The organism is Rhodococcus sp. 15-649-2-2, from assembly GCF_002258645.1.
Lineage (GTDB): Bacteria > Actinomycetota > Actinomycetes > Mycobacteriales > Mycobacteriaceae > Rhodococcoides.
Window position 1 is genome coordinate 1 of sequence record NZ_NPFM01000030.1, and the last position, 17,547, is coordinate 17,547.

Sequence of the window (17,547 nt, forward strand, 5' to 3'; positions counted from 1 at the left end):
TCACCTCAAAGAAGAGATGTTTCATCACATCCGATATCTCGACCTGGGCACCTTGCAGACCGCGATCGAGGACTACATCGACTGGTTCAACAACGACCGGATCTCGCTACGCCTAAAGGGCCTGAGCCCGGTGCGATACCGAGCTCAGGCCCTCGCGGCCTAGGCTTTGCATGAACAGTCCAACCCACGGGGTCCAGTGCAATTGAAGTACCTTGCCGTTCAATCGACCATCTGCTACCGATCGGCTGGAGTGGCTGACGTCAACAGGTGCTCTCATCTGGGTGTGGCGGCCGACGAAGCTGGCACCCTTCTTCAACACCACTCCTATTGTAATCGGAGTTTCCGCACGATCTGCTGCGCCCGGTGTTCGTCGGGCAGTCGGTCGCCTCTGTCGAAGAGCTTGTGGCGCAATGTGCCCGGCGTGTATTCGGTGCGATAGACACCCCGCCGCTGCAATTCGGGGACGACATACTGCACGACGTCTTCGAAGGTGCCCGGGGTGATGGCGTAGGCGAGATTGAAGCCGTCGACGTCGGTCTCGTCCACCCACTCCTGCAATTGGTCGGCGACATCGCCGGGGGAGCCGACGATGCGCGGACCGGCACCGCCGATGCCGCCCCACTCGGCGATATCGCGCACCGTCCATTCCTTGCCGTCGGCCCCGATCGACTGGAACGACGCGACGAACGACTGAATCGCGTTGCTCTCGACGTTGCCGAGCGGCTCGTCCAGTGCATACCGCGACAGGTCGACGCCCATCCAGCCCGACATGAACACCAACGCACCCTCGGCACTCGCATACGACCGATACTCGTCGTGCTTGGCATGGGCGAGTTCGGATGTCTCATCGGTGACGATGGTGAGCAGCTGATAGATCCGTGCCGAATACGGATCGCGGCCGGCATCGCGCAAGGCTCGACGGATACTCGAAACCGTCTGCGCCAGAATCTCCTTGGTGGGTGCGCCGACGAAGATCGCTTCGGCATTCTGCGCCGCGAACCGTACGCCACGCGGCGACGCGCCGGCCTGGAAGATCACCGGCGTCCGCTGCAGTGACGGCTCGGCCAGATGGATACCCGGCACCGTGAAGTGTTTGCCGCGGTGGCTGATTCGATGCACCTTGGCCGGATCGGTGAACACACCGGTCTCACGATCGCGGATCACCGCGTCGTCGTCCCACGATGCCTCCCACAACTTGTAGAGCACCTCGAGGTACTCGTCGGCGTGGTCGTAGCGATCGTCGTGTTTCAGCTGATCGTCGTGTCCCATGTTCTGCGCCGCTGACGGCAGGTAACCGGTGACGACGTTCCACCCGATGCGGCCGTTGGTCAGATGGTCGAGCGTGGAGAGCCGACGTGCGAACGGATACGGGTGCTCGAAACCGGTACCTGCAGTGATGCCGAAGCCCAGATGCTCGGTAACCGCGGCCTGGGCACTGACGAGCAGGAGTGGGTCCGACACCGGAATCTGCGCGCCGTGCCGAATGGCCGCGTCGTGGTTCCCGCCGTACACGTCGTACGTGCCGAGGACATCGGCGATGAACAAACCGTCGAACAGTCCTCGTTCCAACAGCTTCGCCAGATCGGTCCAGTAGCCGAGTTCCTTGTAGCGCCACGACTGATCGAGCGGATGACGCCACAGACCGGGGGACTGATGCGCGACGCAGTTCATGTCGAAGGCATTGAAACGAATCTCGCGTGACACGGGGGAACTCCTTCGGCAGGACGACCTGTCTTCGATATCGACAGCGGTGCGACGCTACCGACGGCCAAGGCCGGTGGGAACAGTTCGGATCGTGATGAGTCGATAGCTGGTCAGCAGCGCCCCGATACCTCAGTGTTGCGCCGTCACATCAGCGAAAAGAGCGTCGGAGCATGATCGAAATAGCGCAATTGACCAAGACGTACGGGACGGGGGAGAACACGACCGTCGTCCTCGACCGGCTGGATTTCACGGTGCAGTCCGGCGAGATCCTGGCCGTCGTCGGCCCCAGTGGTGCCGGCAAAAGCACGCTGGCCCAATGCATCAACCTCTTGACGCGTCCCACCTCGGGCTCGGTGATCGTCAACGGGGACGATCTCGCGCAGTTGAATGCCAAGCAGCTTCGAGTCGCGCGTCGCCGCATCGGCACGGTGTTTCAGTCGTCGAGCCTGCTCTCGCGTCGAACGGTGGCGGAGAACGTCGCCTTGCCGCTGGAGTTCCTCGGGGTCACGAAGGCTGAGACGGCCAGGCGTGTGGGAGAGCTTCTCGACCGAGTAGGTCTGTCCGACAAAGCCGCTCGGTATCCGTTTCAGCTCTCGGGCGGACAGCGTCAACGAGTGGGAATTGCGCGAGCGTTGGCGCTGCGGCCGTCGGTGCTGCTCTCCGACGAGGCAACCTCCGGCCTGGATCCGCAGACCACCGAATCGGTGGTCGAATTGCTGCGCGAACTTCGTCGCGACCTCGACCTCGCCATCGTGTTCATCACCCACGAGATGGATACCGTTCTGCGAGCCGCCGATTCGGTGGCCAGGCTCGATCACGGCCGCATCGTCGAATCCGGGAAGCTGGTCGATCTGTTGACCGACCACACGTCGGCGCTCGGCAACGAGCTGCGCCCCAGGCGAGACGACGCACAGGCGGCAGCCGGCGACGTGCAATGGAACGTCACCTACGACTCGCCCGATGTTCCGCAGGACTGGATCGGGCGGCTGGGCCAGGATCTCGGTGCGCCCGTCGCGCTGTTGGGAGCCTCCGTGCAGGTAGTGGCCGGAGTGGCTGTCGGCAGCGCGTCGATCGGCATAGGTGGCCACTTGAGTCCACGCGTCCCCGGTGCGCTCACGGCTCTCGGATTGTCCGGATCTACGAATACCGAGCAGCCGATCCTTGAGGTCGCGTCGTGATCGCGGTACTCGCGGCAGGCAACAAGGTTCCGGTAGACGAACTGCCGGCTCTGCTGTTGCCCGCGTTGGGCGACACCCTCACGATGGTCGGGATCGTGATGTTCATCGTGGTTCTCGTGGGTGTGCCCCTCGGTGCGGTGTTGTTCAACCTCGGCCCCGGCGGGTTGTTCGAGAACCCGGTACTCCATGCGCCGATCAGCTGGATCGTCAGTATCGGTCGGTCGTTGCCGTTTCTGATCTTGATGGCTGCACTGGTTCCGGTCACGCGGTGGATCACCGGAACCAACATCGGTATCGCGGCCGCTGTGGTGCCGATGTCGTTGGCGGGTATTGCATTCTTCACCCGCATAGTCGAGAACTCCCTGCGCTCGGTTCCGACGTCGGTGGTCGACGTTGCCCGGGCGTCGGGTGGCTCCACACTGCAGGTCACCACCACACAGTTGTCCGAGGCGGTGCCGTCGATCATCGGTGGACTGACCATCAACGTCATTGCCATGATCGAGTACTCGGCTATCGCCGGAACCATCGGTGCAGGCGGAATCGGTTATGTTGCAGTTACATACGGCTATCAACGATTCGATCACACCGTCATGATCGCCACGATCGTCATCCTGATTCTCACCGTCGCCGCCGTCCAGCTCGTCGGCGATGCACTTGTTCGCTACACCACACCTCATCAGCGTGCCTTGCGCACTGCCTGATCCGCATTCGAAAGGTCCCATCCATCATGACAACGTCCACCGAAGCGCACGGCTTCGAGCTGAAGAACCGTCGAAAAGCGCCCTGGATCATCGGTGCCGTCGTGGTGCTGATCGCACTCGCCGTGGTTGTCCGCATCGCGTTCTTCGGCGACACGGCATCGGCCAACGACACCGAGGGTGCAACGCTCGTCGTTGCCACGGCCGAGGGGAACGCGTCCGAGCAGGCCCTCGTGAATTTCGTTGCAGAGCAGGTCGCTCCAAAGTACGGCATCTCGGTCGAGTTCCGCGGACTCGCAGACAGCAACACCATCAACCGCGCCGTCAGCGAAGGGGAAGTCGCGGCAACCGTCTACCAGCACAAGCTGTGGCTCGGCCAGGTACTCGAATCCAACCCCGACTTTCAGGAAGAAGCCGCAACCCCGGTGTTTCGTTGGGGCTTCGGATTGTGGTCCGAAAAGTACTCGGACCCAGCTCAACTGCCGGACGGCGCAACGGTCTCGCTCTACTCCGATCCGGCCAACGAGGCGCAGGGTCTGTGGGTACTCGAACGGGCAGGTCTGATCACCCTCGACCCCGCCGTCGACAAGTCGACGGCCACGCAGAAGGACATCGTCGGGAACCCGAAGAACCTGAAGTTCACGCTGCTGGACTTCGCTGCGCAGTCACGGGCATTGCCGGATCTCGATGCAGCAGTGGGCTATACCGAGTACTACCTCGCGGCCGGCATCCCCGTCGAGAAGCAGATCTTTGCACCGCCGGCACCGGACGAGTTTGCCGGACAACTCACGATCGGTAGCCGTTGGGCAGATACCGACAACATCAAGAACCTCGTCGCTGCGTTCAAGGACCCTGCGGTGCAGGAATTTCTGGCGACCGACCCTCGGGTGAAGGACATCCTGCTTCCTCTGCAGTGAGCAGTGCCCGCCCGACGGTCCAGCGCATGACCGTCGGGCGTGGCCGTGGTGTTACCTTCGATCCGCACCCGACAGCACTGACACGAGGCGGACGACGTGACCCGGTACGAAGCGCTGACAGAATTACTCGACGAGAGATATTCGTGCCGGCAGTTCCTGCCGAAGCAGGTATCTCGGGAAGTGCTCGAGCAGTTGTTGGCGGCCGCTCAGCGCACTCCATCGTGGTCGAACACTCAGTCGTGGCAGGTCATCGTCACCGAGGGCGATGCCACCCGGAAGTTTTCCGAGGCACTGGTCGAGCACGTCGCATCCGGCGTCCCGCAACCGGACTTTCCGTTCCCGGCCAGCTACAACGCCCTGCACCGCGCGCGGCGACGCGAATGCGGCGGTGCACTGTACGAGAGCATCGGTGTGGTCAAGTCCGACACCGAGGCGACGACGCGTCAGTTCATTCGCAACTACGAGCTGTTCGACGCCCCGCACGCGGCCATCATCACCACCGATGCCGATCTCGGTGTCTACGGGGCTGTCGATTGCGGGTTGTATCTGCAGACCTTTCTGCTCGCGGCGCAGAGCCTGGGTCTCGGGGCGATCGCGCAGGCAGCATTGGCGGCCTACTCACCGTTTCTGCACGAGTGGTTCGACATCCCGGACACCAGGCGAGTGGTGGCCGGCATTTCCTTCGGCTACCCGGACGAGACCCACTCGATCAACGGATTTCGTACCAACCGAGCGCCTTTGGACGAGACGGTGAGATTCGTCAGCAGCTAGGGCGCAAGGTGTGGCCCGAACTTGACTTCGATCTCGGCGAAGTAGGCGTCGGCCAACTCAACGAACCGCTCCTCGTCGAGCGCGATTCGATCGCCGACGGCGTATCCCAGAATGCTCTTGGCAGGATCCAAGTTTATGGTCGGATCGCTGGTCATGATGTCCTCAGCTGCTGTCATCGAGGCGGCGAGCACGCGGACCTCGTTGAGCGGATTGCCGTTCTTCTTCTCCTGCCCACGCATCCGGTGCAAGAAATACACCTCGAGCGTCAGCACGAGATTGTTGAAGAATGCGACGTCGAACGCCTCGTCCGCGTCGGTGGTCGTCGTTCGATTCGATGCGACCGCACGATAGGCGGCAAGCTGAGAATCCAGGCGCGCACGGCAGGCGTCGATGTATTCGCGTGGGTACGACTTGACGGACAGCACGGGGGAGATGTTAATCGGCGTCGTAGGTGGACGCAGGGCAAAAGTCATCCCTGAAGGCGACGAACCAGCTCGGTACCGACATCCGTGCCCGAACGCCATGCGCTTTCCACCCGGGGCGCTCCGGATGCACACCATTGATCGCCGGCGAACCCGACGAGTCGTCCGTCGCGCTGCTCGAGCGCAAAGGTGGAATCGTGCTGCGACGCAGGCTTTGCGAACGTCCATCGATGGGCGTGCGTCCAGCTGGGTGCCGTAGAGACGACCGACAGTTCGCGCAGCGCGTCGAGAACCGGGGCAATCACCGCGTCGGGATCGGCGAGATGCTGCTGTGCACGCTCCGAGGTCGTGTGCACCACCAGCACGGGTGCAGCGTCACCCCGCCGGGCACCGTCGTCGACGACGAACGCGATATCGGGATGATCGTTGACGAAGGCCGCGTCGCGGAACGGCGCATTCAACCCCTCGAATCCGCACGCGACCGCGATGACCGGTTCGTACTCGACGGCGTCGGGGACCGCGGTCAGTCGCGTCGCCTGAGGATCGGGCATCGCCACCACGACGTGGCCGTCAGGTAGGTCGGTCAACTCGGAGGATCCCTCGATGTCGAAGTCTCCCAGCAAGTCTCGTACCAGAGAACGAAGCCCGTTCGGGGTGGCCCAACGAACCGGGCCGGTGGTGGTGCACGGTGCCGTCTCGGGCTTGAGAATGCCGAACGTATTGGCCCACTGGCGCGCCAGCCCCCTCGACTCCCAGTCGGCTACCACCGTCGAGAATTCCTGATCCCGAACGGTGAAGTAGCCGGCACCCAGATCGACGCGTCGTCCGTGCAACTCGGGGGAGGACATCCGTCCGCCGGGAGCGCGTCCTCTGTCGACGATGCGAAACGGCACTGCTGCGTCGTGGAGAACCCGGGCACATGCCGCGCCGGCCATTCCGGCACCGACGATGGTGATCGAGTTCGTGGAGCGCTCAGCGTCGACATTCATGTCGTCAGTATGCCCGGAGGCGGCTTTTCATAAGCTGACCGTATGTACCACTAACTGTCTGGACAATTCGGTCACCCGCTGCGGTATGCCGGACCTTGTGTTGGACTATCTGGATGGCAATTACCGATAAGCCAGATACCGGAGAGCACGGACTCGGCACCAGTCTCAAACCGCGGCACGTAACGATGATCTCGATAGCCGGAGTGATCGGCGCCGGATTGTTCGTCGGCTCCGCCAACGCCATCGCAACCGCAGGACCTGCGGTGCTGTTGGCCTACTTCTTCGCCGGACTCCTGGTGATCCTAGTGATGCGCATGCTCGGGGAAATGGCCACCGCCAACCCCGACACAGGATCGTTCTCCACGTATGCCACACGCGCACTGGGGCATTGGGCCGGCTTCTCCGTCGGCTGGCTGTACTGGTGGTTCTGGGTACTGGTGATCCCCGTCGAGGCGACCGCCGCAGCCGCCATCCTGACCAACTGGTTGGGCGGCGCGCAATGGATGTGGGCACTGATCATCGTCGTTGCCCTCACCGCGACCAATCTGATCAGCGTCGGCAACTACGGTGAATTCGAGTTCTGGTTCGCGCTGGTGAAGGTGGTGGCCATCATCGCCTTCATCGGCCTCGGCATCGCAGCCATCCTGGGATGGCTGCCGAACTCCGAAGTCAGTGGCGTGGACCAACTCTGGGCTTCGGGCGGCTTCATGCCGCTCGGCTTCGGCGCGGTGATAGCCGCAATGCTCACCACGATGTTCTCGTTCATGGGATCGGAGATCGTCACCATTGCCGCGGCAGAATCCAAGGACCCGGCGAAGGGAATCACCCGCGCGACGAACTCGGTGATCTGGCGTATCTCGATCTTCTACTTCGGGTCCATCTTCATCATCGTCGCGTTGGTGCCGTGGAACGAACTGGATCCAGCAACGGGCTCGTACCAGTACGTACTGTCCAAGATGGGAATTCCCCATGCAGAGACCATCATGGACATCGTCATCCTGACCGCCGTCGCGTCCTGCCTGAATTCGGCGCTCTACACCGCGTCGCGCATGTTGTATTCGCTCGGTGATCGAGGGGATGCACCTCGGGCGGTCAAGAAGATCACGTCCAACGGAGTGCCGTGGATCGCAGTGATTGCATCGATGGTGCTCGGGTTCCTCGCCGTTGTCGGTAACTACATCCTGCCCGAGAAGCTCTTCACCTATCTGCTGGCAACCACCGGTGCCGTCGCACTGTTCGTCTACCTCGCCATCGCCAGCAGTCAATTGGTGCTGCGACGTCAACTCGACCGCGACGGAGAACGCCCTGCCGTTCGAATGTGGCTGTACCCGTGGCTCACCTACTTGGCCATCGGGTTCATCGTCTTCGTCCTGGTCATGATGGTGGTGCGGCCGGAGCAGCGTTCTTCGATCCTGCTGTCGGCCGTGCTTGCAGCAGTGACGGTGATCGGTGGAGTCCTCGTTCAACGCCGAAACACGCGGCGCGACACTGTGGCCGCCCGCGTGCCCGGTGACTCGGCCTAGATCCCGGCGTACACCTGGCGGTACAGATCGACGATCTGCTCCGCCGTCGGGACGACCGGATTGTTACCTGGGCTGCCGGAGGCGAGAGCCTGCTCGGCCATCAGTGGCAACAGGTCGTCCCACTTCGACTTGTCGATCCCGAACGTTTCCGGTGTGGGAACCTCGACCTCACGGCACAGGGTGACGATCGCGTCCTGCAACTTGCCCCCGGCGACCTGATCCGAATCGCCTTCCGACGCCGCACCGAGCGCGCGAGCACAGTCGGCGTAGCGAGCCGGTGCCCCCGTGATCGAGAACGCCGTGACGGCGGGCAACAGCATTGCGTTCGACAGCCCGTGTGCCACATGAAAATGGGCACCGATCGGCCGGCTCATACCGTGCACCAGACAGACGCTTGCGTTGGAGAACGCCATGCCCGCTTGGGTCGAGGCGTGCATCATCGATTCCCGCGCTTGTCTGTCGTCACCGTCTCGATACGCCCGCAGCAACGACGTGCCGATCGTGCGAATCGCACTGAGCGCCAAACCGTCGGAGATGGGGTTGGCCTTCTTGCTGACGTATGCCTCGATGGCATGCGTCAGTGCGTCGACGCCGGTATCGGCGGTCAGGCGTGCCGGCATCGACATCGTCAGCTCGAAGTCGATGATCGATGCGATCGGCAGAAAGGACAGGCCTGGGCACAACATCTTCTCGTCCGAGGCGACATCGGTGATGATGGTGAACTGGGTTGCCTCCGAACCACTTCCGGCTGTGGTGGGAATGGCGATGATCGGCAGGGCCGGGCCGGTCGAGAGTACGGGGGCTTTGAAGTCCCGCATCGTCCCGCCCTGCACCGCGAGAATGGCCAGCGCCTTGGCTGTGTCCATGGGACTGCCACCACCGAACCCGATGATCGAGTCGGCCGAATGCTGCCGCACCGCCTCGAGGCCGGCGACCAACGAGTCGGTGGTCGGATCCGGGACGGTGCCCGAGAACAGTGCCGGCGTCTTCCCGGCCTCGGTCATGATCTGCATCAAGCGATCCGCCGATCCGTTGCCCGCCATGAACGCGTCGGTGACGAGCAGGGGCCGCGATACGGCGAGATCGCTCAGGACCGTGCCCAGCTCTTCGACTGCACCGCCGCCCAGCTTGAGAAACCGAGGAAACGAAATATTGGCAACCATGGTGTGCTCCTTCCGCTCAGCTGTTTTCAGGGCTCAGCTATTTTCAGGGAAACCGAGATTGATGCCGCCGTGGCTGGGGTCGAGCCAGCGGCTGGTGACGGCCTTTCCTCGGGTGAAGAAGTGCACTCCTTCGGTGCCGTGTGCGTGGCTGTCGCCGAAGAGGGAGTTCTTCCAACCACCGAAGCTGTAGTACGCCATGGGAACCGGGATCGGCACGTTGATGCCGACCATGCCGACCTCCACCTCGTTCTGGAAGCGTCGTGCTGCGCCGCCGTCGTTGGTGAAGATGGCGGTGCCGTTGCCGTAGGGATTGTCGTTGATCAGCTCGAGCGCGTCGGCGTAGGTGTCGACGCGGACGACCGAGAGAACCGGTCCGAAGATCTCGTCGGTGTAGACGCTCATCTCGGGGGTGACGTGGTCGATGAGCGTGGGGCCGAGCCAGAATCCGTTCTCTCCACCATCGGCCTTCACACCGCGGCCGTCGACGACGAGAGTAGCTCCGGCCGCTTCGCCTGCATCGACGTAGGAGGCGACCTTGTCTCGGTGGGCCTTGGTGACGAGCGGTCCCATGTCTGCCCCGCGGGTGCCGTCGCCGGTGACCAGCGGCGTGGTGCGTTCGGCGATCTTGGCTACGAGTTCGTCGGCAATGTTCCCGACGGCGACGAGTGCGGAGATGGCCATGCAGCGTTCGCCTGCGGAGCCGAAGCCGGCGTTGACCATGGCGTCGGCGGCGAGGTCGAGATCGGCATCGGGGAGGACGACGGCGTGGTTCTTGGCACCGCCGAGGGCCTGGACGCGCTTTCCGTTGGAGGTGCCGGTGGAGTACACGTACTGGGCGATGGGGGTCGAACCGACGAAAGAGATCGACTTGATCTTCTTGTTCTCGAGCAGCTCGTCGACGGCCACCTTGTCGCCCTGCAGCACGTTGAACACGCCGTCGGGCAGTCCCGCCTCGGCCCACAGCTTCGCCAACCAGATGCTGGCACTCGGATCCTTCTCGGAGGGCTTGAGGACCACGGTGTTACCGGCCGCGATGGCGATGGGGAAGAACCACATGGGGACCATGGCGGGGAAGTTGAAGGGCGAGATGATGCCGACGGGTCCGAGCGGCTGACGGATCGAGTAGACGTCGACCCCGGTCGACGCGTTCTCGGTGTATCCGCCCTTGAGTAGATGTGCCATGCCGCAAGCGAATTCGACGACTTCCTGGCCACGTGAGATCTCACCGAGGGCATCGGAGAGAACCTTTCCGTGCTCAGCGGTGATGATCTCGGCGAGCTCGTTCTTCTTGGCGTTCAGCAGCTCTCGGAACGAGAACAGGATGGAGGTTCGCTTGGCCAGAGAGGTGTCGCGCCACGCCGGGAATGCGGCGGCGGCAGCGTCGATGGCCGCCCGAGCGTCGCCGGTGTCGGCCAGGGCAAGTGTGCCGGTGACCTCGCCGGTCGCGGGGTTGGTGACGGGGGAAGTCCGGTCGGACTTGCCGGAGTAGGTCTTGCCATCGATCCAGTGCGCAATGACGTCGGTCAACGTTCGATCCTTCCATCGGTGTGTCTCGAGTCTCACTGGTATCGATGCACATGTCAAAGGCCAAAGTCGCAGATTGCCGTGCAGAAATGCACAGAGGGATAAGCTGGACGAGTGTTCAACCCAGACCACCTCCGCTACTTTCTCGAAGTGTCGAGGACGGGACGCCTGACCGACGCGTCTCGCACTCTCGGCGTGGACCACACCACCGTCGGCCGTCGTATCACGGCACTCGAAAAGTCGGCCGGACAGCGGCTTTTCGACCGAACCCCGTCGGGTTGGCGATTGACCGAGGCGGGGCGGCGGCTCGTCGGATACGCCGAAACCGTGGAGTCGACGCTCATCGCGGCGTTCGAGGATCAGACGTCCGACACCGGATCGCTGCGTGGCACCGTCCGTATCGCGGCTCCGGACGGCTTCGGAGCCTTCGTCCTGACACCGAAACTCGGCGTACTGCGAGACAAGCACCCTGATCTCGATATCGAATTGGTCACCGCCACTGAGCACAACTCCTTGGCGACAAGGGAATTCGATATCGCAATCACGCTGGAACGGCCGTCGCCGAGATTTGTCGTCACGCGCAGGTTGGCGACGTACTCGCTCGAGCTCTATGCCGCCGAGGAGTATCTTGCGGCGACGTCGCCGATCCACACCGTCGACGACCTCCGGGGCCACACGCTGATTTCGTACGTCGATGCGCTGCTCGATGTTGCGCCCCTGCGAATCCTGGACTCGATCCTGCCCGAGGGTCGCGCGCAGATTCAGACCAACAACATCACCGGGCAGTGGATCGCGGCGAGATCCGGTGTGGGAATTGCGCCGTTGCCCAGCTACATCGGCGAGCCGGACGTGGCGCTCACGTCGGTGCTGCCCGGCGTCGTCTCGGTCGAGCGGACGTATTGGACGGTGGTGCCGCGAGAGCTGACCGGTTTGGCGCGGGTGAAGGCCGTCGACGAATTTCTGCGCTCGGTCGTGACCGACGAGCAGCATCTCTTTCCTGTGCCGCAGTAACTACGGGAGAACTGCACAGCGCGAGATAGCCGGTGGCCGTTCGATTTTGGACGTTTCGATGAGACGGGCGTCTCGTGACGACCGACACACGTGACGGCCACCTCAAACGAGTAGGAATTGGCCTACTGGCGGGTAACAATCGGGTACAGCCAAGTCCGCACTGCGGATCCACTCGAGATTCTGGGGGAATCATGACAATGTTCGTAATGGCAGCCGTCGGCTTCGTAGGAATGGCAATCGCCCTGCTCAACGACGGAAGCGACATCGACTTCCGCAACCGTCAACTCGCGAGCGCATACCGCCAGCGCTGGGCCTGACACACCGGTTCTCTGCACCGGATGGGCAGTTGGCAAGATTCGTGGGATGTGGACACACCCCCGAGCGATCGGCTTACTGATCGGCTACGGTCTCGATCGCGTGTTCGCAGACCCGAAGCGCTGGCATCCGGTCGCAGGGTTCGGCACGACGGCACTGCACGTGGAACGAGTTCTCTACCGTGACAGCAGAACCGTCGGAGTCATACATGCGTCGACGCTGATCGGTTCGGCGGCCGCTATCGGTATCGCCTCGAGCCGCGCCGCCGCCCGCCTGGGTGCACCTGTCGAGACGGTTCTGGTCGCGGCTGCCACCTGGGCAGCGCTGGGTGGAACGTCGCTGTCCAGGGTGGGTGGGCAGATGGCCGATTGTCTCGACAGCGATGACCTGGCGGGTGCGCGCGCACTGTTGCCGTCGCTGTGCGGGCGCGATCCGGAATCACTCGACTCCGACGGGTTGGCGCGCGCCGCTCTCGAATCCATCGCAGAGAACACATCCGATGCCACCGTGGGTGTCCTGGTGTGGGGCGCGTGTGCCGGCGTGCCCGGTGTTCTGGCCTACCGCGCGAGCAACACGCTCGACGCCATGGTCGGCTATCGGTCCGAGAAGTATCTGCGCTTCGGTTGGGCCGCAGCGCGAATCGACGACGTCCTGAATTTGGTGCCCGCCCGGGCCACCGGACTGGCGACGGTACTGGCAGCACCTCTGGTACACGGCTCGCCCGTCGAGGCAGCAAAGATGTGGCGTCGCGACGCGTCGAAGCATCCCAGCCCCAATGCCGGTGTTGCCGAGGCCTCGGCTGCAGGTGCGCTGGGACTGCAACTCGGAGGCAGAACGCAGTATCGACACGGCGTCGAGAACCGCCCGACCCTGGGGGACGGGGCCTCGCCCACAGCGCGCGACCTTCGCCGTGCGGTCACGCTGTCGACCCGGGTGCAAGAACTGTCGGTGATCGCGTCAGCGATTCTTGCCGTAGCGATCGGCCAGGCGAGGATCCGACGGCACCGTCGGACGTGACGCAGCGCGCGCTCTGGCGCGCTTCTCGCGTCGGGTGGGAAGAGTGAATTCTTCTTCTTCGTCGGGTGCGGGCTCGTTGTCGGGAGCGGGATCCGGTTCGCTGGACATCGCGTCGGCCATCTCGGCACGAGACATGCGACGCTCCCTGATCTCGGCGCGAACGAAGTACGCCAGACCCAGCGGTGCCATGATGCCGAACGCCAGCCACTGCAGACCGTAGGAGAGGTAGGGCCCTGCATCGGTCTGAGGCAATTCGATCAGGCCCAGTCCGCCCGGTTGATCGTCGTCGAGCTGGAGGTACCCGTCGATCGCATCGACGCCGACCGCTGTGCCGATCTGCTCCGGATTGATGTTGTAGACCTGCAGGTGACCGTCTTCCTCGATCGGTTCCCGCGACGTGCCCTCGGCCTGGCGCACACGGGCATTGAGCGTTACCTGTCCCGTAGGTGCGGGCGCGAAGTCGGGTGGTCGTGTGCCCTCCACCGGCAGCACGTACCCGCGGTTGACCAGCACGGTGGGCCCACCGTCGATCTCGAACGGGGTGATGACCTCGTACGCGGGCTGTTCACGAATGCTGCGCAGCCGCACCAGTGCCTCGGAATCGACATCGTAGGAACCCGTCGCGATGACGCGGCGCCATTCGTCGTCGGCCGGGAAGCCGTTGGCGGTGAGGATGTCCGAGATGGGTACCGGATCAGCATCGACCGACCGGGTGATCAGGTCGTTGCGTGCAGAGGTCGAGGTGTTCTTGCCGAGCTGCCACGGAGCGAGCACGCTGAAGCACAGAAATGCGAACGCCAGCGCGACGGCGGCCAGCACCAACCACTTCGGACGCAGCAAGAACCCTAACTTCTCCACCCCACCACGGTAGCCGGGTCAGCCGGGGAGCTGAGACCGTGCCCAGTTCAACAGCCCGGGAACCGCACTTTCGATCTGCTCGCGCACCTCGGTGAACGCTGAGTCGGACGAGTAGTACGGGTCGGCGACCGACGAGTCGTCGGCGTCGGGATCGAACGATCGCAGCAGGGCCACTCGATCGGCCGGCGCGCCGAGCTGCAGCAGCGCCTTCGCGTGGCCGGTGTCGAGCGCGACGATCAGGTCTGCCTCCAGATGGTCCGGTCCGACCTGCGCGGCCTCGTGCTCACCGTCGTAGCCATGGGCAACGAGCTCGGCGACGGTGCGGGGATCGGCACCGTCGCCCACATGCCAGCCGCCGGTGCCCGCACTCGACACCCGCACTTCATCGGCGAGACCGGCATCGCGCAGATGCGCGGCGAAGACCTTTTCTGCCATCGGCGATCGGCAGATGTTGCCGGTGCACACGAATGTCACATGCAGTGGCTCGTTCACTGCCCTGCCACCGTGTTCTGCTCGAGCACCGCAGCCAACTCGTCCATGTTCGATGCGGTGAACGTAGCGTCGTCGCTTTCGCCGTCGATGCCGTAGCCCCACTCCACGTACACCGTGGGAATGCCGAATCGTGCTGCACCGTGCACGTCGTGGTCACGATCACCGATCATGATCACCCCGTCGGTGCCACCGTCCGCGTGTTCCACCGGATCGATGCCGAGATTGGACAACGAGTGCGCGATGACATCGGACTTCGCTCGTCGGGTGCCGTCGTTGCTGGCACCTCCGATGAACTCGAAGTATCGAGACAAACCGAAGTGGTCGAGAATGCGAACGGCGAAGCGCTCCGACTTCGACGTCGCCACACCGAGGCGCACTCCTCGGTCCTGCAATCGAGTCAGCACCGTCTCGATGCCGTCGAACGCGGTGTTCTCGGCCCAGCCCCGCTCGTCGTACCGCTCGAAGTACGCCGCCAACGCGCGCTGTGCGGCGTCCTCGTCCAGACCCAGCCCGCGCAAGGTGTCGATCAACGGCGGCCCGACAACCAGTGACAGCTGCTCTTCGGTCGGCTCGGGGGCGTCCACGGAGGCCAACGCATGGCGAAAACCGGCATGAATTCCCGGTGCGGAATCGGTCAACGTCCCATCGAGATCGAACAGGACAACGGACGCGGGGGTAACGGCAGACATGTTCGAAGCCTATCGGTGCGGCCTGCTCGGGAAAGCCTGCGGCTACGCTCGTCGCGATGTCCGATACAACTGCCGAACCCGACGCGCTCCTCCGTCACAGGCCGGATGAGCTCCTTCGTCACCATGGTGATGTGGAGGTCGAGTCCGGATTCGTCGACTTCGCCGTCAACGTGCGCGGCGACGGCCCGCCGGCATGGCTTCGGGACCGGCTGGCCACGGCACTGAGTTCGCTGGGTTCGTACCCGAGCGCTGCGGCCGAGTACGCCGCACGAGAGCAAGTGGCCGCACACCACGGCCGCTCCCCGGACGAGGTGCTGCTGCTCAGCGGCGGGGCCGAGGGCTTCTCGATGCTGCCGCGCTTGGAGCCCTCCCTCGCGGCAACGATTCATCCGTCCTTCACTGAGCCCGATTGGGTGCTGGAACAGGCGGGTGTACCGGTGCATCGGGTTGTCTTGCCGCCGCCTTTCGAGCTCGATCCGATGCTCGTGCCCGATGCAGCCGACATGGTGATCATCGGCAACCCCACCAATCCGACGTCGGTCCTGCACCCATGCGAAGCGGTCCTGAGCCTGCGTCGGCCCGGCCGAACGGTGGTGGTCGACGAGGCCTTCGCCGACGCAGTGCTCGGTGCCGGAGAATCGGTTTCGTCGCAGCGCTCGGACGACGTGGTGGTCCTGCGCAGCCTGACGAAGACGTGGGCGTTGGCGGGGTTGCGGTGCGGATATGCGCTGGGGCACCCTGACGTTCTCACGCGGATGCAGCACGGACGCGCGCACTGGCCGCTGGGGAGTCTGCAAATCGAAGCGATCCGCGCCTGCACAGAACCGTTTGCCATCGATCAGGCACGTGCCGAATCCGAACGAATCGACCGCGAACGATCTGCGATGATCGGCCGACTGGGCGCTCTCGGTTTGGACGTCACCGGCCCGGCCCGAGCGCCGTTTCTGCTGGTGCGCTTCGAGGGTGCCGATCTGGTTCGAGAACGCCTGCGCACTATGGGTATTGCGGTTCGGCGCGGCGACACCTTCCCAGGGCTGGATCGCCACTTTCTACGCGTGGCGGTACGGGACTCGCAGCAGGTCGACATACTGGTGAATGCGTTGAGCACCGTTCTGTGAGGAGAGCAACGAATATGGCAGTGACACTGGCGGATGTCATCGAGGTTCTCGACAATGCCTACCCACCACGGCTGGCCGAGAGCTGGGACTCGGTGGGTCTGGTGTGTGGAGACCCGAAAGCTGTTGTGCAGCAGGTTCTGTACACCGTCGACGTCACCGAGGCGGTGGTCGACGAGGCCATCGCATGGGGTGCCGATCTGATCGTGGCGCACCACCCGCTCCTGCTCAAAGGCGTCGACACAGTGGCGGCCGACACTGCAAAGGGTTCGGTGATTCATCGGTTGATCAAAGCCGACTGTGCACTGTTCACCGCCCACACCAATGCGGACTCCGCCGATCCGGGTGTATCCGACGCACTCGCAGCCGCGCTCGGCGTGATCGACACCAGACCACTGGACCCCATTCCCGCACCTGCACACGACAAATGGGTGGTCTTCGTACCGACCTCCGACTCGGCCGCGGTACGGCAGGCCCTGTTCGACGCCGGAGCCGGACAGATCGGCGACTACAGCGAAGCCAGCTGGCAGGCGACCGGTCTCGGCCAGTTCCGTCCCGGCCCGAATGCGCACCCGACACTGGGCGTTCTCGGCGAGGTGCACACGGAGACCGAGGATCGCATCGAGGTTGTAGCACCCAAAGTGCTACGCGCGCAGATGCTTTCGGCTCTACGTCACGCCCACCCCTACGAGGAGCCCGCGTTCGACGTCTTCGAGTCCGCGGCTCTGCCATCGTGTACAGGACTGGGGCGCATCGGAAAACTGTCGAGTCCGATGACACTCGCCGAGTTCACCGACGTCGTTCGGGACGCGTTGCCGGCTACCAGCTGGGGCGTGCGGGCCGCCGGTGACCCCGACGCCACGGTCTCGGTGGTCGCGATGTGCGGGGGAGCAGGCGATTCGTTCCTGTCTGCCGTCGCGCGAACCGACGCCGACGTGTACGTCACCTCGGATCTGCGGCACCACCCTGTCGACGAACATCTGCGCGCGGGTGGACCCGCGGTGATCGACACCGCGCACTGGGCGTCGGAGTTCCCGTGGTGTGAACAGGCGCGCACCATCGTCGACGCCGCGTTCGGTGACACGGACGGGTGGAGAAGCAGTGTCACCGATGTGCGCACCGACCCCTGGACGCTGTGATCGGTGACCATCGTGACTTGTG

19 protein-coding genes are annotated in these 17,547 nt (G+C 63.8%); 11 read left to right on the plus strand and 8 right to left on the minus strand.

The features are described 5' to 3' along the window. A partial coding sequence (locus CH305_RS19570; protein WP_143545322.1) for an IS3 family transposase occupies positions 1-163 on the plus strand: 163 nt, incomplete at its 5' end. A gap of 161 nt (positions 164-324) precedes the next feature. On the opposite strand, the gene CH305_RS19575 is transcribed toward CH305_RS19570, so the two are convergent. Then, complete coding sequence (locus tag CH305_RS19575) at positions 325-1,704, minus strand: LLM class flavin-dependent oxidoreductase (protein ID WP_094704676.1); 1,380 nt, start codon at positions 1,702-1,704, stop codon at positions 325-327. A 170-nt stretch (positions 1,705-1,874) separates the two neighbouring features. Between CH305_RS19575 and CH305_RS19580 the strand changes: the two genes are divergently transcribed. The 4 genes from CH305_RS19580 to CH305_RS19595 all read left to right on the plus strand — a co-directional run bounded on the left by CH305_RS19580 (position 1,875) and on the right by CH305_RS19595 (position 5,268). Then, positions 1,875-2,882, plus strand: a complete 1,008-nt coding sequence (locus tag CH305_RS19580) for a methionine ABC transporter ATP-binding protein (RefSeq protein ID WP_094704677.1) — start codon at positions 1,875-1,877, stop codon at positions 2,880-2,882. Positions 2,883-2,965: 83 nt separating this feature from the next. Then, positions 2,966-3,583 carry a methionine ABC transporter permease gene (locus CH305_RS19585; protein WP_207309329.1) on the plus strand — a complete coding sequence of 206 codons (618 nt, stop codon included), beginning with the start codon at positions 2,966-2,968 and terminating at the stop codon, positions 3,581-3,583. Between the two features lie 26 nt (positions 3,584-3,609). Beyond that, positions 3,610-4,497 (plus strand): MetQ/NlpA family ABC transporter substrate-binding protein, encoded by an 888-nt coding sequence (locus tag CH305_RS19590; protein WP_094704678.1) that lies wholly within the window; start codon positions 3,610-3,612, stop codon positions 4,495-4,497. Positions 4,498-4,593: 96 nt separating this feature from the next. After that, a complete protein-coding gene (locus CH305_RS19595) occupies positions 4,594-5,268 on the plus strand; it encodes a nitroreductase (protein ID WP_037150945.1) in 675 nt (224 codons plus the stop codon). On the opposite strand, the gene CH305_RS19600 is transcribed toward CH305_RS19595, so the two are convergent. Continuing rightward, positions 5,265-5,693 carry a hypothetical protein gene (locus tag CH305_RS19600; RefSeq protein WP_094704679.1) on the minus strand — a complete coding sequence of 143 codons (429 nt, stop codon included), beginning with the start codon at positions 5,691-5,693 and terminating at the stop codon, positions 5,265-5,267. The two genes, CH305_RS19595 and CH305_RS19600, sit on opposite strands and share 4 nt — an antisense overlap. A 44-nt stretch (positions 5,694-5,737) precedes the next feature. Next, positions 5,738-6,679, minus strand: a complete 942-nt coding sequence (locus CH305_RS19605; protein WP_094704680.1) for an NAD(P)/FAD-dependent oxidoreductase — start codon at positions 6,677-6,679, stop codon at positions 5,738-5,740. Positions 6,680-6,792: 113 nt separating this feature from the next. On the opposite strand from CH305_RS19605, the gene CH305_RS19610 reads away from it, so the two are divergent. Then, a complete protein-coding gene (locus tag CH305_RS19610) occupies positions 6,793-8,202 on the plus strand; it encodes an amino acid permease (RefSeq protein ID WP_032379118.1) in 1,410 nt (469 codons plus the stop codon). Here CH305_RS19610 and CH305_RS19615 read toward each other — a convergent pair. Both CH305_RS19615 and CH305_RS19620 read right to left on the minus strand, forming a co-directional pair. Next, entirely contained in the window at positions 8,199-9,365 is a 1,167-nt protein-coding gene (locus CH305_RS19615; RefSeq protein ID WP_032403893.1) for an iron-containing alcohol dehydrogenase, read from the minus strand. The genes CH305_RS19610 and CH305_RS19615 overlap by 4 nt on opposite strands. Positions 9,366-9,398: 33 nt before the next feature. After that, positions 9,399-10,892 carry a CoA-acylating methylmalonate-semialdehyde dehydrogenase gene (locus tag CH305_RS19620; protein WP_094704786.1) on the minus strand — a complete coding sequence of 498 codons (1,494 nt, stop codon included), beginning with the start codon at positions 10,890-10,892 and terminating at the stop codon, positions 9,399-9,401. A 111-nt stretch (positions 10,893-11,003) separates the two neighbouring features. Here CH305_RS19620 and CH305_RS19625 point away from each other — a divergent pair, with 111 nt between their 5' ends. From CH305_RS19625 to CH305_RS19630, 3 genes are all read left to right on the plus strand, one after another. Then, entirely contained in the window at positions 11,004-11,900 is an 897-nt protein-coding gene (locus CH305_RS19625; RefSeq protein ID WP_032403895.1) for a LysR family transcriptional regulator, read from the plus strand. A gap of 191 nt (positions 11,901-12,091) precedes the next feature. Next, the gene (locus CH305_RS29540) at positions 12,092-12,217 is read left to right on the plus strand and encodes a hypothetical protein (protein ID WP_254925408.1); all 126 of its coding nucleotides are present in this window, start codon (positions 12,092-12,094) and stop codon (positions 12,215-12,217) included. Between the two features lie 46 nt (positions 12,218-12,263). Beyond that, positions 12,264-13,232 carry a cobalamin biosynthesis protein gene (locus tag CH305_RS19630; protein WP_094610143.1) on the plus strand — a complete coding sequence of 323 codons (969 nt, stop codon included), beginning with the start codon at positions 12,264-12,266 and terminating at the stop codon, positions 13,230-13,232. Here the strand turns inward: CH305_RS19630 and CH305_RS19635 are convergent. Genes CH305_RS19635 through CH305_RS19645 form a run of 3 tightly spaced genes read right to left on the minus strand, consistent with a single transcriptional unit; the run spans position 13,173 to position 15,271 of the window. Next, positions 13,173-14,090 carry an SURF1 family protein gene (locus tag CH305_RS19635; RefSeq protein WP_037150938.1) on the minus strand — a complete coding sequence of 306 codons (918 nt, stop codon included), beginning with the start codon at positions 14,088-14,090 and terminating at the stop codon, positions 13,173-13,175. The two genes, CH305_RS19630 and CH305_RS19635, sit on opposite strands and share 60 nt — an antisense overlap. Before the next feature lie 18 nt (positions 14,091-14,108). Further along, complete coding sequence (locus CH305_RS19640) at positions 14,109-14,582, minus strand: low molecular weight protein-tyrosine-phosphatase (RefSeq protein WP_170944794.1); 474 nt, start codon at positions 14,580-14,582, stop codon at positions 14,109-14,111. After that, positions 14,579-15,271 (minus strand): HAD-IA family hydrolase, encoded by a 693-nt coding sequence (locus tag CH305_RS19645; protein ID WP_094704681.1) that lies wholly within the window; start codon positions 15,269-15,271, stop codon positions 14,579-14,581. The genes CH305_RS19640 and CH305_RS19645 overlap by 4 nt, the downstream gene beginning before the upstream one ends. A gap of 56 nt (positions 15,272-15,327) precedes the next feature. On the opposite strand from CH305_RS19645, the gene cobC reads away from it, so the two are divergent. Beyond that, a complete protein-coding gene (cobC, locus tag CH305_RS19650) occupies positions 15,328-16,389 on the plus strand; it encodes an Rv2231c family pyridoxal phosphate-dependent protein CobC (protein WP_052058427.1) in 1,062 nt (353 codons plus the stop codon). A 14-nt stretch (positions 16,390-16,403) separates the two neighbouring features. Continuing rightward, positions 16,404-17,525 carry a Nif3-like dinuclear metal center hexameric protein gene (locus CH305_RS19655; protein ID WP_094704682.1) on the plus strand — a complete coding sequence of 374 codons (1,122 nt, stop codon included), beginning with the start codon at positions 16,404-16,406 and terminating at the stop codon, positions 17,523-17,525. The last annotated feature ends 22 nt before the right edge of the window (positions 17,526-17,547 follow it).